The organism is Microbulbifer sp. MLAF003 (assembly GCF_030012965.1).
Taxonomy (GTDB): Bacteria; Pseudomonadota; Gammaproteobacteria; order Pseudomonadales; family Cellvibrionaceae; genus Microbulbifer; species Microbulbifer variabilis.
In genome coordinates, this window is record NZ_CP120232.1 from 3,868,053 (window position 1) to 3,882,238 (window position 14,186).

Below are 14,186 nucleotides of genomic sequence, written 5' to 3' on the forward strand. Positions count from 1 at the left end.
GGGGAAGCACTGCTGTTACCAACGTAAAAAGATATCAGGCTACCCCCGCTTGACTCAAAGAAATGACAATTGACCCAACATAGTAATTTTAGAATAAATACCAGAGTCAATAATTGAGTACACCTTTTTCACTCCCTTGAACTACTTTTCAATCTCCATTTTTTTTAAGACCTACCCCGCTTCATCGACTAATGCCAATTCCCACGGGGCTCTCAGCCAGGGTTTATATAATCACTTAAGGCAATTAGGGATCTCTGAAGTACCTGGCCATACTGTAGAAAGATAGCTGCTAGAATCTTTAGTCACATTAAAAATCATAGTGCCGCCACCAAGATTATTATTCTCATTACACGATGCTAAAGCGCTCGCTGCAGAAGCAGTATTCAACACAGTAGAAGCGCCAACACCCAACTTGGATCTATCGACCCCCAAATTTAAGTAATTCTGAATTCGTGAAGTACAGCTTGAGCCCAACCAATAGCTCATCTCCCAACCATAAGTTAATTGGTCGCCCAGTTTCTTCCCATTCCATTCAGCCTGAAAAGCATCGGTATCACTCCAAAGTGCTTTAGAAATAATTTTGTTAGGCATCTTCTCTCGTAATGCACTAGTCACTTTTACCAAGGAGTCAGAATAAGTTTGGCTGCACTGCGAGTACTCATCATCAATATCAATACCATCCAACCCATATTGATCCACGGCATCTTTGAGCTGCTGCGCGAAGTCATCAGCGGACTGCTCATCGGCAAAACAGGACCAACCTGCATTTTGGTGATTTCCGAGAACGCTGAGTACCACCTTCGTACCCTTGTTTTGTAAATCTTGCACTGTACTCAAATTGTTATTGAGCAGGTCTGACACTTGATTATTGAAATGCAAAACAGCTTTCTGGCCATCGTAATTAATATTTGCCGCGAAGATAACAGCTATATCGAACAACTGACTACCATCGCTCTCTGTAAAGCAGCCCGCATTGCCCAGGTTATTACTGTTAACCTCTATGTAGGCAACTTTCGGAGCAGATCCACTTTCCTGAGGAGTATCAGATTTACACAGTGTTGAGCCCAGCTCACGTATTTCATTCTTGCGTGAACCACACCCATATCCACTGCCATCCATGGAGGCATTATCGGCAAGGTTTGCAATTTCCCAGTCCCCCAGAACCGAACACAGCTCATCTTTATAAATTTGTGCCTCAAGATAGGTAACCGGGTCTGCATCGGATGAACAACTGCTTCCACTCACAACATGTGGTGCTGAAGGTTCAGACTTACATAATGTCTTCGCTATTTGGCGACTGTCATTACCCGTCAATTGGCAATTGGCCCCCAGATGTTCGATTGAAGCCCCACCTGATAGGCCGACTAAATCACCACTATTGAGAAGACCACAAAATTCATCAGGATAATTAAGCGCTTCAGAATAGCTTACTGTTGTAGCGTCCGAGGGACAGACATCCGAATTGACCACTTCAATATCTGCGTACGCACCAGCCTGAAATAGGAAGGTGGCGCAAACAGCTTGCATTGCTCTACGTGTTGGTTGCTTCATATCTTTTCTCATTTTTTATTATGTAGTTCTGTAAATTTTATAGCCTAACATCTCAAGTTAAAAAAATGGTGTAGAGCGTATGCTCTACACCCAATACTACGATCAACGAGGTGTTAGAATTTATAGTTTGCACCAATATATAATCGGCGACCAGAGTAATTATAATAAGTCATCCTGTTTTCCTGTTTCCAGAACCCCTCTGTCTTTTCCTCTGTTAAATTAATAATAGATGCCGTGAAATTGAGGTTTTCATTAAAGGTATAGCTGGCATTAAGATCAAGTTGCCCATAGGCTTTGTCGTACAAATTATATCCCTGATGAAGCCCTCCAGCCCGGTCATCCTTCCAATTGTAAGATGCTCGTACACTATACAAATCGTTTTCATAGTAACCGGAAAGGTTGTATTGATGCTTTGCCGTTCCAGGAATTTCTGCTTCAGTTTCTACACCATTAACAAATACTCCCGAAGTACTAGTGTCAGTGTAGGTATAATTAGCCATTACACCAAAACCACTTTCAAACGCATGTTGTGCAAATAGTTCAACACCTCTAGAAGTTGCCTCAGCACCTCCTGTTTTTGTAGTCATATCGACTTCAATGGGACCATTACAGCAACTGTGCTCACGCAATACGACTTCAGTTGTAGTTATAGGAAGATTGCTAATATCCTTACTAAATAATGTTGCTCCAAGTGCGGAACCATCAAGGTAATACCATTCAATTCCCAGGTCGAATTGATTGGAAAGCATCGCCTCTAGTCCAGTATTTGCGGAAGTACCGGTCCCACGTCCGGTCCAAGAATCCGGTGAATTTATATTTACAGGAGGGCCATATGACTCAGCCTGCCCCAAGTCAGCATAACTGACTCGAGACATAGTTTTTGCTGCAGCAAATCGTAATACCAGCTCATCAGTTAGATCCCAGGCAATATTTAAACTTGGCAGGAAGTTTTCACTATCAGCACTTCTATTATTTGCACTGGTAATATCTGTCTCTTGACCAATAATGTCATCGTATGTCGAGGTAGTTAGGTCTGTATTAACATAGCGGACACCAAGGTTACCCCGGAAAGCCTCCCACTCAAAGTCCGCCTGGGCATAAAGAGAAAATATTTTTTCCTCGATGGTATAGGTACCGGATAACACAGGAACTACAGTCCGGGTGAAATTATCACTCACGTAGGCTTTAAGCGCATCTATATCAAAAGGTAGATAGTTAATAGCCCCGGTATCGCCTGCGCTATTATCGATTACGTCGCTACCAAGTAAGATCGAAGTATCTGGATGAAAATCCGGGTTGTGGAACCATTCTGTACCCGATAACCACCCACGATAACCACCGTTATCCGAGATACCGTCATCCCACAAGAAAGTATCTCTTAGGGACTTTGCTTCATGATCCCGATATTTAGTACCGACATAGACTTTGTTGACTATTCCCCAATTAGTGTCAAACCCCAGGTCAAACTGATAATAATCTTCTCTGTCCCGATTTTGGGTAGCGTCAGAACTAAACCAGTCATAGTATGGATAGGCCTCTTGATCCGAGGTGAGATCTGTAGAGATTTCGTAGTTAGGTTCCCCATCGGCAATAGACCACAACCAACTATTTACGGAACCATAACGTGCATCCATATTTGCCATGATTCTTTCGGAGACACCACCTTTTGCAGAGCTTCGTCCAATATTTACTGCTGCTGTGTAAGAGTCACCTTCATAAAGAATTTCGAGGTCGAAGGTATGAGATTCTGATTCACCGTAGCTATCCTGCCCGGTCAATTGCGGAGACATTAAACCTCGCTCTACCTCGACACCACCATTGACATCAGCATCTCCCCAGTTATTCGCATTTAGCAGGCCGTTATCACCGTTGCCATAGGTAACTACGGTGTCCCCTTCGAGCTCAACGCCAAAGTAGGGGTTATGGTTATCATTCCATTCAGCTAAGGTGAGGTTCTGACTACGGGTATCGTATCCCAACTGGGAACCGAAATAGTTCAGAGAAAATTCCAAGCGCTCAGTTGGCCGCCATTGAGTGGTAATTTGATAACCATCCCTGGCTCTATCCTGCTCATGATTACCAATACCCATAGCCCTGGGCGCCCAAACATTGTTGTAAACTTCGCCAGTTTCCTGGTCAACAATTGCCGGGCGTTCGGCACCTTCAACCGTGTCTGAGTGGAATCGCCAATGGCTCGCGTAGTTTTCAATAGAGGTTACAGTTCTGTCCTGTTTGGTATAGCCAGCCAGAATACCGAAGGTTTCACTCTCATTTTTCCAGGAGTAAAAAGCACTATACTGCGGCTCCCACTGCTCATTGGTATCTGAATAAGTGGTTTCAGTCGTAATAACGCCCTCTCCAGACTCCATTTCCAGAGGTTTACGGCTGTGCAGAATAACTGTTCCACCAATTCCCCCTTCATCAATTCTAGCTTCTGGGCTTTTATAGACTTCTACCTTGCTGATCATGTTGGAAGGCAACAAAGTGTAATTAAAGCTACGAGATGGTGCTCCTCCATCGGAGGTTGCAATGTAATTTCCATTTAACTGGGTCAAGGTCCACTCAGCACTGGTGCCACGAATACTAACCCTACTACCCTCACCACCACTGCGGGTAATTGTTATTCCCGGTACACGTTGAAGTGAATCTGCAACATTTTTGTCCGGAAACTTGCCTACATCTTCTGCGGTTATCGCATCCACAATGGCATTGGAATCTCGTTTGATCTCCAAGTTTCTGGTGTTACTTTCAAGGATGCCAATTACCTCGATGTGCTCTATCGGCTTATCCTCACCGGAGGATTCTTCTGCATTAGCCATGTTACTAATGATTAGAACAATAGCGGAGGCTATAGTCTTGCGCTTAAGCCCCTTACTCCGAATTTTAACCTTGTTTAGACTATTCTTATTGATTGATTTCATAGCGTCCCAACTTTCTATTCTTTTTATCCGAGATTCAAAAAGTGCCAGCCCCCAAGTGGAGGGCTGACGCAAAACTGTCAGGGGACCCTAAACCCCAAAAAGACAGTTCATTTGTTGAGCACTAAAACCCTAAAAAAAACCCTGATGAAGAGGTAATCAATACTGGGACACTAATGAAACAAAATCGGCGTCTTAGATTTTAAGAAAAAAATAAACAGTCACAGAAAGCCAAAAACAGTCAGCTAACTGTTTGTTTTTAAGAATAAAAACCTATGTCAAACTTAGGTATAGAATTTTCGGAAATGAATGAAATGGGCGGCTATCAACTCAACAGGAAAGGATAACGCAATACTCTCTCCAGAGTCGCAGAGGATACTCAGCTTAATTGATCTTTATATATTGGACTGAACTTCATCACGATAATTTGCTGGAAGCTGTCCAAACATGCCTTTGAAGTGTCTACTGAAGTAACTATGCGACGTAAATCCCACCCGATAAGCAATTTCAGATATTGGGCTTTGCGTTTCCACTAACATACGGCGAGAGTTCTCTAATCTGACTTCCCGAACAAATTGCATAGGTGTTTTATCCAGATATTTTTTGAAACGCCGCTCTAATGCACTCACCGATAAACTCGCGGCCTCTGCCAAATCCTCCACTGCAATTGGCTGGCTATAGTTATTTTTTATGTATTCAACTGGCCTTTTAAGTTTATCCATTCTAGAGAGAGTCTTAACTGTCTCTTTAAGATCTCGAGCTACGCCATAGGTTCCTATGATTTCTCCACTGGCACTCTTTAATGGGCGTTTTGATGTCGTAAACCAAACTAACTCGCCTGTTTTACCAATATTCAATTCCAGCCGATCTGTAATAGTCTCTCCTGCCATCACCCTTTTATCATCACGCATATAGTTTTTAGCGAGATAAGAAGGGGAGAAGTCCATATCTGAGCGGCCTACTACCTGATGCAAGGATCTGCATCCGACATGCTCAATAAACTCCCGGTTACAATGCACCACATAGCCGGATTCATCTTTTACCCAAAAAATAATATCTGATATAAGATCAAATACTGCAATGATCTGCTGAGTAGAGACTTGCTCTAAAATTGATTCGTACTTCATTATTCTTATCTACATTTTTAGTACTAACCGAAACCCAAGCTTTACTACTGACTAAAAAGCCCTCTTTAAACAATAAACCTAATCTGGAGAACGAAAGTCAGAAAAAGCACTAAAACGCTCCTTCTCTACACTCCCCACGCACTTCACCACCATACTCTGAAATAGTACGTTCAATCTCAAAATACCCTTGCGTACAAAAACCTGTTTCCAACATCTTTTGTTCAAGGGCCCAATCAAAGTAACTTTCAACTCGACGAGTCGAACCCACTTTTCTCACTGACTCATTTTGCGTTCGCCGCTGAGGGCTGGTATTCGCCACAACAGGCGCAGGTATATCACGTCGCTCTCGATTTATGCTGAATGTAAAACGCTTGGCGCCATTGGGGGCTATCTCAGTTTGAAAAGACTCCACCATCCCGGGAATAGGCCCATGGTTAGAACAAGCTGAAAGCAACAAAAAAAATAGTAGACCTGTTATTGTTCTCTGTCTGGGTGGAAATTTGTGAATCCGGGTACTATTCATTCCCATTCTGTCCTCTGAATTTATACACCATTTCAGCTAAAAGGCCTCTCAGCCCCCTTTTTCATCTCTTATTTAAACACTACGGTTTTATTCCCATGGATAAATACCCGCTCCTGCAAAACCAATTGCAGGGCCCGGGAAAGTACTAGCTTTTCAACATCTCTACCGGCATCTGCCATAGATTCTGCGGAGTAAGCATGGTCTACATGAATGACATCCTGCTCAATAATCGGCCCTTCATCCAGGTCATCAGTAACAAAGTGCGCTGTGGCTCCAATGATCTTCACACCACGTTCATAGGCCTGCTGGTAGGGCTTTGCTCCAATAAAGGCAGGTAGGAAGGAGTGGTGAATATTGATGATGCGACCGCTATAGCGGGCTACAAAATCAGAAGTGAGTACACGCATATATTTGGCCAGCACCAGGTAATCCGGGTTGTACTCATCTACCAACGCAGCAACCTGTTGCTCATGTGCCACACGATCCATCCCTTCCGCAGGCACGCAATGGAAGGGAATATCAAACTTTTGTACCAGGCTCGCCAGATCAGGGTGGTTACCGATCACTGCTGTGATTTCCACATCCAAAGCACCTGAATAGCATTTCATCAGTATATCCCCCAAGCAGTGAGGCTCACGGGTAACCATCAGCACCAGGCGTTTCTTACGCTCTGTCGAAACCAGGCGCCGCTCAGCACCTTGAGGTAGGGCCATATCCAGATCTTCCAGGAAAGTTGCATCATTGAAGATCCCTTCAAGGGCGGTACGCATAAAGAAGCGCCCCTGTTCCCGGTCTACAAACTCGTCATTCTTGATGATATTGAGCTGGTGCTTGTAGCAAATGTTGGTAATCTTCGCGATCAGCCCCTTATCATCAGGGCAGTCGGTCAGCAGTATCTTCTTTTCCATGGTCGAATTTCAGGCCAAATATCCAGACATCAGACTATACACTATGCCGTCTTATAGATTCAGCGATCCATTTTGGGGAGAACATGGATAAAAACCTTTACGCCGATCATATGGCCACCCTGTGCCGCCGCTACGATGAAATCCTCGAGCAGAGCGGGTTTGAAATCCTCAACGTATTCAGTGGCGCTCCCAGGGTGCAGTTCCTGGACGATAACTACTACCCGTTTAAGGTGAATCCCCACTTTAAGGCACTGGTTCCCATTACCGACAATCCCCACAGCTGGGTTATCTATCAGCGCGGACAAAAGCCAAAGCTTTTGTTCTACCGTCCAGTAGACTTTTGGCACTATGTACCGCCGGCACCCCAGACCTTCTGGAGCGATTTCTACGATATCGAGCTACTGAGCAAGCCGGCCGATGCCCAGGCGTTCCTGAGCCCAGAGAATGCCGCTTTTATCGGCGAGAGCGAGAAGCTGCAAGGCTGGTCACTGGGTGAGGAAAATCCGGAGCTTCTGATCAACCGCTTGCACTGGGCTCGCGCTTATAAAACGCCTTATGAGGTCGCCTGCCTGCGTGAGGCGAACCGTATTGCGGTCAATGGCCACCGGGCCGCCGAGCAGGCTTTCCGCAGTGGTGCCAGTGAATTTGAAATCAACCAGACCTACCTGGGCGCTGCTGGCCAGGGCGAGAACCGTATGCCCTACGGCAATATTGTTGCCCTGAATGAACACGCCGCAATCCTGCACTACACCCACCTGTCTACCGAACGCCTGCCTGAGTCGCAATTGAAAAGCTTCCTGATCGATGCGGGTGCCGACTGCAATGGCTACTGCTCCGATATCACCCGCACTTACGCCTATGCCGATAACGAGTTCGCAGAGCTGGTGACAGCTATGGATGAAAAGCAGTTGCAGCTGGTGGACGGCCTCAAACCTGGCCTGCCCTACCCGGAACTGCATCGCCAGTGTCACTTAAGCGTGGGGGAGCTGTTGGCCCAATTTGGCATTATCAAAACCTCTGCCGAGAGTGCTGTGGAATCCGGCTTAACTCGCCCATTCCTGCCACACGGCCTGGGTCACTTCCTCGGCCTCCAGGTACACGATGTCGGCGGTCACCAGACCGGCCCCGATGGAGGCACGACACCCCCACCGGCCGAGTACCCATTCCTGCGTACCAGCCGAGCTATCGAGGAGAACCAGGTATTTACCATCGAGCCGGGACTCTACTTTATCGACAGCTTATTGGGAGAGCTGAAAGACTCAGACCTCGCTGCCGAGGTTAACTGGGATAAGGTCGACAGCTTCCGCCCCTATGGCGGCGTGCGTATTGAAGACAATATTGTCGTACACGCAACCGGCAACGAAAACCTTTCTCGCAACCCTTAGTTCATAGACTAAAGCAATATTGTGAGAGTGCTTACAGGTAAGCGCTCTCGCAATACCTTTACCTTACTCCGAAAGTTAAAACATTAAAGAACGCCCTACCGCTCCCGCTTTTCCTCTCGCCGCTTGCGCCCCTAAGCTGCTTGCCCCCTCACCGAAAAGAAGCCAAAGTCCATCACCGGTATTACAACAAGAAAAGGGACAGTTCATGAGAAAAAAACACTGACAACGCTTATCGCAGCCACAATTCTAGCCGCAGCCAATAGCGCTTATGCAAAATCAATCGAGTATATTTTTTACGATAAAGAGGGCATTGCGGGCTCTGAAGTTATTCACCAGGATGGAACAAAGGTATCTGGTGAATTAAAGCTCGGCTGGAATAACCGTCGCCTAAACCTCAAGGAGAGCTTCACTATCGGTGAGGCGGCAATGCCCGAGCAATTATCCATTGAAGGGATCAGCCCATTTGGTGCTCCAGTCAGCGAAGAATTTTCCCTGGAAAATGGTGTCGCTCGCTGGAAAGGTTCCGATGAACATGGCAGTGCAAAAACTTCCGAAGCTCAATTTTATATTCCCAAGAACAGCACCCTTGCCGTACAGACGCAATTGGTAAAAGCACTGATTGCCGATGCAGATCAAAATATTGATTTACTGCCGCAGGGAAAAGCACGCCTCCATAAGCTTGATAAAGTGACCCTGCAACAAGGCGAGAAAAAGAAAACGGTCCACCTTTACGGCGTAAGTGGCCTGGGCTTTACCCCAGATCTCGCCTGGTATGATGACAATGGGGATTTATTTGCCTCCGATGAGGGGGTGGTTCGCCATCCTGCGCAAAGGCTGGGATAAATCTCACCTCGAAGAACTGAAAACCCGGCAAGTCGCAGCCGCAGACCAGTACCTGCAAGGTATTGCCAAGAAACATACCCACACATCAATCCAACCCATCCTGATCAGCAACGTCAACCTGGTTGATGTTGAATCTGGCAAACTACAGAGACAGCAGCATGTTCTGATCAAAGATGGAAAGATCGCAAAAATCAGTAAAAAACCGATCAAAGCCAACGGGGCAACCACCATTGATGCCCGTAATCATACGCTGATCCCCGGCCTCTGGGATATGCACGCCCACTTATCCCCTACCGATGGTGTTCTGAATATGGCCGCTGGCATTGTTAATGTTCGCGACATCGGTAATACCCATGAAAGTATCATGCGTATTGAAGGGATGTTTGAGTCAGAGCAAATCATTGGCGGCGACCTATTCCGCGCGGGCTTTATGGACCGGGAAAGCGAAAATGCCATGCGTATGGGCAAGACTGCAGACAGCCTGGAAGAAGCCAAGGATATTGTCGAATGGTACGCGGATCGCGGCTATCAGCAAATTAAAACCTACAGCTCAATGGAGCCCGAGTGGATCGCTCCCTTAGCCAAGCATATCCACGAAAATGGTATGCGTTTGTCCGGTCATATTCCTGCATTTATGACCGCCGAAGAGGCAGTGGACGCGGGCTTTGATGAAATTCAGCATATCAATATGCTGTTCCTGAATTTTATGGGCAAGATAGATACCCGTAAAAGACTGCGCTTTACAGAAATCGGGGAGCACGCCCACGAGCTGGATCTGGATAGCAAAAAAGTGGCTGCTTTCCTGGATAAGCTAGCCAAGAAAGGCACTGTCGTAGACGCAACCACCACCGTATTCAGCTCGATGTTACTGCGCCAACCGGGCAAAGTAGATCCTGAATTTGCCGATATTACCGACCACCTTCCAGTGAATATCCAGCGCGCTTTTATTGGAGCCGAACTGGATGTGAAGCCGGAACACCGGGATGACTACGACCTTTCAGCGGAAGCCCTGCTGGCCATGATGCTCAAGCTACACGAGCACAAGGTCACTATGGTAGCGGGCTCCGATGGTATCCCCGGATTTACCCTGTTACGTGAACTGGAGCTCTATGCCAAAGCCGGTATTCCCAATATTGATGTGCTGCGCACGGCCACCCTGGTACCGGCGCAGGTTATGGGGGCCGACGAGTACACTGGCAGTATTGCGGTGGGGAAAAATGCAGACCTGGTTTTACTGGAGGGAAATCCTCTCGAGGATATCACCGCGCTGCGTCGCACTGCACTGGTGCTCGAGGGGCAGAATATGTATCGCCCGGATGAGCTTTACACAGCTTTGGGTATTAAACCTTTCCACCCTTCAGTGCCATTTGAATTAAATAACACTACTACAGTAGCCGCCAAGTCCCAGTAAGTGAAAAAAACAGTAGCGGAAAAAACAGAAGCGAAAAAAACAGAAAAGAAAAAACCGGCAATCCAAATGATTGCCGGTTTTTCTACTTATAAATTGACTAAGCCAGTTCTGTACGCACAGTGCGCGCAGCCTCTACCATATTCAGCAAGGATGACCCCACCTCAGCCCAGTTACGGGTTTTAAGGCCGCAATCCGGATTTACCCAAAGTCTCTCAACTGGCACCACCTGTGCAATTTTCTTAAGCCGCTCCACCAGCTCACCCCTATCCGGCACATTGGGAGAGTGAATATCGTAAATGCCAGGTCCAATTTCATTGGGGTAACCACCAGCCTTGTCGGCAAAAGCGCTGAGCAGGCGCAGGTCAGATCTCGCAGATTCAATAGTAATCACATCCGCATCAAGGGAAACAATAGCATCCATAATTGCATTGAAATTGCTGTAGCACATATGAGTATGGATTTGCGTTTCCGCTTTCACTTCACTGCAGGTATAGCGGAAACAACCCACCGCCCACGAGAAGTAATCTGCATGTTCTGATTCTCTCAGGGGCACGCCTTCGCGCAGAGCCGGCTCATCTATTTGAATAATACCGATACCCGCCGACTCCAGGTCCAGAACCTCCTCACGCAAAGCCCTGGCAATTTGCAGGCAGCTCTCACTGCGGTGAATATCCTCTCGCGGGAAGGACCAGTTGAGAATTGTTACCGGGCCAGTCAACATGCCTTTTACAGGTTTTTTGGTAAGGCTCTGTGCGTAGCTGCTCCACTCCACAGTTATTGCCTGGGGCCGGGAAATATCCCCAAAAATAATCGGCGGTTTTACACAGCGGGAACCATAACTCTGCACCCAACCATTGCCGGTATGCACAAATCCATCAAGCTGTTCACCAAAGTACTCAACCATGTCGTTGCGCTCCGCTTCACCGTGAACCAGAACATCCAAGCCAAGAATTTCCTGCCGCCGGATCGCTTCAGCAATCTCCGCGCGCAAATGCTCCAGATAATCTTTTTCACTGATTTCACTATTGCGATACTGGCGGCGAACCTTGCGCAGTAGATCAGTCTGTGGGAATGAACCGATAGTCGTTGTAGGCAGCAGTGGTAATTGCCAGCGCTCAGCCTGCACGGGAACACGCTCCAGGTAACCCTGTTCACGCCATGTATCCCGTAGCTGTTGGGCAACTGAACCGCTTTTATCACCGCTCTTCAACTCGGTTACGGTCGTACTTACCTCTTGATCTAGAAGACTTTGCAGGTGCACCAGCTCATCCAGTTTTTGGCGAGCGTAGGCAAGTTTTTGCTTTTGCTCCACGGGCAGGGAGATTTCAGTATCCAGGTCTACCGGGCTGTGTAGCAACGAACAACTGGCTGAGATCCACAAGCGGTCACCCAGCTTTTCCGCCATTGGCTTCAGGACACGCTGCCATTTATCCAGATCTGCACGCCAGATGTTACGTCCGTTCACCACACCCGCAGAAAGTACCTGCTTATCACCAAGGAGATCGCGGGCGGTATTTAATTCTTCTGGCGCTCGTATACAGTCAAGATGCACACCATCCACTGGCAGAGAGAAAGCCAGCTGTAGATTTTCCCGCAGTGGGGAAAAGTAAGTTGCCAGGAGTAAATTCAGGCTGCCAGAATCCGCGCCAATCCCCTTGTATGCACCAATAAATGCGGAGCGCCATTCTTCTGGCAAGTCCAAACCCAGGATTGGTTCATCGAGCTGAACCCACCCCACACCGAGATCAGCCAGCTGCGAAAACAACTGTGTGTAACACGGCAACAAACTCGGCAACAGGGCCAAAGCGCTATCAACGCCTCTTCCCAACCATAGGTAGGTTAAGGGACCCATTACTACCGGCTTTACTTTATGCCCCTGAACCTGAGCTTCACGCACTTCATCCAACAACCATTCACTATCCAGGGAGAAGGCCTGTTGATCAGTAAGCTCCGGTACCAGGTAGTGGTAGTTAGTATCAAACCACTTGGTCATGGCACTGGCCGCAACCGGCTGCCCAGAGGGAGCTCGCCCCCGCGCCAAACGAAAGTACTGATCCAGTTTGTTCTCCGCGGCACCTTCAGAAAAACGATCGCCCACCACACCAAACATCAACGAGTGATTCAGTACCTGGTCATACCAGGCAAAATCTCCCACTGTCACCCAATCCAGACCGGCATCACTCTGTGCCTGCCAGTTGCTACGACGTATTTCCGCTCCCTCCTGCAAGAGTTGCTGCTGGGAAATTTCCCCACGCCAGTATGCCTCCTGGGCCTTCTTTAACTCACGATTGGCCCCGATACGGGGATAGCCAAGAATATGTGTCTGCGCCATGTCTCTGTTACCAAGTCCATTCCTGTGAGGGAGCATCGCTCCGTGTATACGGTCGTTCGCGGTAAATCGCCGGTTCCAGATCCCGTCACACACTCCGCGATAATTCAGACTTGATTGTGTCGGCACAGTGTTATTCAATCAATTTCATATTTTTTGCGGTTAACATGAATAAATTTAAAGATGATTGAGCTGCGCCAACTTCGTGCCCTTTGCACCCTAAGGGAGACCGGCAGCCTGGTCCGAGCCGCCGAGAGGCTACACCTAACCCAGTCGGCACTATCCCATTTATTCCGGGAAATGGAGGAGCGCCACGATCAGCCGTTATTTGTGCGCAAATCCCGCCCGCTACGCTTTACCAGCGCAGGACTGCGTCTGTTACAGCTCGCTGACGACATACTGCCGCGGGTGGCCGTCGCACAGCGCGACCTGGCCCGGCTCGCTTCAGGCCAGTCTGGCCGTCTCAATATCGCCATTGAATGCCACAGCTGTTATCAATGGCTGATGCCAACCCTAAATACCTACCGCGACGACTGGCCCGAAGTAGAGCTGGACCTCTGTAGTGGATTTCACTTCGCACCGCTACCGGCACTAGTTCGCGGCGATCTGGATCTCGTGGTCACCTCCAACCCTGATTCAGAGCTGAAAGGTATCCACTACTACCCTCTGTTCAGCTTCGAGATGTGCCTGGCGCTCAGCCGTAACCACCCCTTATTACAAAATGGCAAGCGGCGCTGGGTCACCCCCAATGACCTGGACGGAGAAATACAGATCACCTATCCCGTGGAGCGGGAGCGCCTGGATATATTCCAACATTTCCTCGACCCGGCAGGTGTTGAACCCGCAGATGTGCGTACGGCAGAATTGACGGTTATGATGGTGCAACTGGTGGCCAGTGGCCGTGGTGTCTGTGCCCTACCCGACTGGGCCCTACACGAATACCTGCAAAAAGGATTTATTGCGCAATTGCGCTTGGGGGAAAAGGGCCTCTGGAGCACCCTCTACGCAGCGGTGCGAGAGGAAATACTGGAGCAGGCTTACTTGGCTGACTTCCTACAAACAGCGCGGGATACCTGTTTTTCCCACTTGAAGGGCATTCGCGCTGCCACTGGGGATAAAAACCGACAGGCCGAATTAACCACAGAGACATAACGGGAGCGGGTGCACACACTCGCCACAATTGATAAGCCT

At 48.0% G+C, this 14,186-nt stretch carries 9 protein-coding genes; 4 read left to right on the forward strand and 5 right to left on the reverse strand.

Annotated features, from left to right (window positions below; all coding sequences use genetic code 11):
• Positions 1 to 231: 231 nt before the first annotated feature.
• The 4 genes from P3339_RS18450 to purU form a co-directional block, all read right to left on the reverse strand.
• Entirely contained in the window at positions 232 to 1,563 is a 1,332-nt protein-coding gene (locus P3339_RS18450) for a glycosyl hydrolase family 18 protein (RefSeq protein ID WP_282951485.1), read from the reverse strand.
• 101 nt (positions 1,564 to 1,664) lie between these two features.
• Positions 1,665 to 4,472, reverse strand: a complete 2,808-nt coding sequence (locus P3339_RS18455; RefSeq protein WP_282951486.1) for a TonB-dependent receptor — start codon at positions 4,470 to 4,472, stop codon at positions 1,665 to 1,667.
• A 392-nt stretch (positions 4,473 to 4,864) separates the two neighbouring features.
• Complete coding sequence (locus P3339_RS18460) at positions 4,865 to 5,596, reverse strand: AraC family transcriptional regulator (RefSeq protein WP_020412128.1); 732 nt, start codon at positions 5,594 to 5,596, stop codon at positions 4,865 to 4,867.
• Between the two features lie 591 nt (positions 5,597 to 6,187).
• Positions 6,188 to 7,027 (reverse strand): formyltetrahydrofolate deformylase, encoded by an 840-nt coding sequence (gene purU / locus P3339_RS18465; RefSeq protein WP_282951487.1) that lies wholly within the window; start codon positions 7,025 to 7,027, stop codon positions 6,188 to 6,190.
• Positions 7,028 to 7,110: 83 nt separating this feature from the next.
• On the opposite strand from purU, the gene pepQ reads away from it, so the two are divergent.
• From pepQ to P3339_RS18480, 3 genes are all read left to right on the forward strand, one after another.
• On the forward strand, positions 7,111 to 8,412 hold the full coding sequence (gene pepQ / locus P3339_RS18470) for a Xaa-Pro dipeptidase (protein WP_282951488.1): 1,302 nt from the start codon (positions 7,111 to 7,113) through the stop codon (positions 8,410 to 8,412).
• 426 nt (positions 8,413 to 8,838) lie between these two features.
• Positions 8,839 to 9,255 carry a hypothetical protein gene (locus P3339_RS18475; RefSeq protein ID WP_282951489.1) on the forward strand — a complete coding sequence of 139 codons (417 nt, stop codon included), beginning with the start codon at positions 8,839 to 8,841 and terminating at the stop codon, positions 9,253 to 9,255.
• Positions 9,215 to 10,666, forward strand: a complete 1,452-nt coding sequence (locus P3339_RS18480; RefSeq protein WP_282953623.1) for an amidohydrolase family protein — start codon at positions 9,215 to 9,217, stop codon at positions 10,664 to 10,666. Before P3339_RS18475 ends, P3339_RS18480 begins: the two co-directional genes overlap by 41 nt.
• A 97-nt stretch (positions 10,667 to 10,763) precedes the next feature.
• On the opposite strand, the gene metE is transcribed toward P3339_RS18480, so the two are convergent.
• Positions 10,764 to 12,998 (reverse strand): 5-methyltetrahydropteroyltriglutamate--homocysteine S-methyltransferase, encoded by a 2,235-nt coding sequence (gene metE / locus P3339_RS18485; RefSeq protein ID WP_282951490.1) that lies wholly within the window; start codon positions 12,996 to 12,998, stop codon positions 10,764 to 10,766.
• A 180-nt stretch (positions 12,999 to 13,178) separates the two neighbouring features.
• Between metE and P3339_RS18490 the strand changes: the two genes are divergently transcribed.
• Positions 13,179 to 14,147, forward strand: a complete 969-nt coding sequence (locus P3339_RS18490; RefSeq protein WP_020412122.1) for a LysR family transcriptional regulator — start codon at positions 13,179 to 13,181, stop codon at positions 14,145 to 14,147.
• Positions 14,148 to 14,186 lie beyond the last annotated feature (39 nt).

Coding starts and splice junctions, on each gene's coding strand:
- P3339_RS18450 (WP_282951485.1), bottom strand. CDS start 1,563: ATGAGAAAAGATATGAAGCAACCAACACGTAGAGCAATGCAAGCTGTT.
- P3339_RS18455 (WP_282951486.1), bottom strand. CDS start 4,472: ATGAAATCAATCAATAAGAATAGTCTAAACAAGGTTAAAATTCGGAGT.
- P3339_RS18460 (WP_020412128.1), bottom strand. CDS start 5,596: ATGAAGTACGAATCAATTTTAGAGCAAGTCTCTACTCAGCAGATCATT.
- purU (WP_282951487.1), bottom strand. CDS start 7,027: ATGGAAAAGAAGATACTGCTGACCGACTGCCCTGATGATAAGGGGCTG.
- pepQ (WP_282951488.1), top strand. CDS start 7,111: ATGGATAAAAACCTTTACGCCGATCATATGGCCACCCTGTGCCGCCGC.
- P3339_RS18475 (WP_282951489.1), top strand. CDS start 8,839: ATGCCCGAGCAATTATCCATTGAAGGGATCAGCCCATTTGGTGCTCCA.
- P3339_RS18480 (WP_282953623.1), top strand. CDS start 9,215: ATGAGGGGGTGGTTCGCCATCCTGCGCAAAGGCTGGGATAAATCTCAC.
- metE (WP_282951490.1), bottom strand. CDS start 12,998: ATGGCGCAGACACATATTCTTGGCTATCCCCGTATCGGGGCCAATCGT.
- P3339_RS18490 (WP_020412122.1), top strand. CDS start 13,179: ATGATTGAGCTGCGCCAACTTCGTGCCCTTTGCACCCTAAGGGAGACC.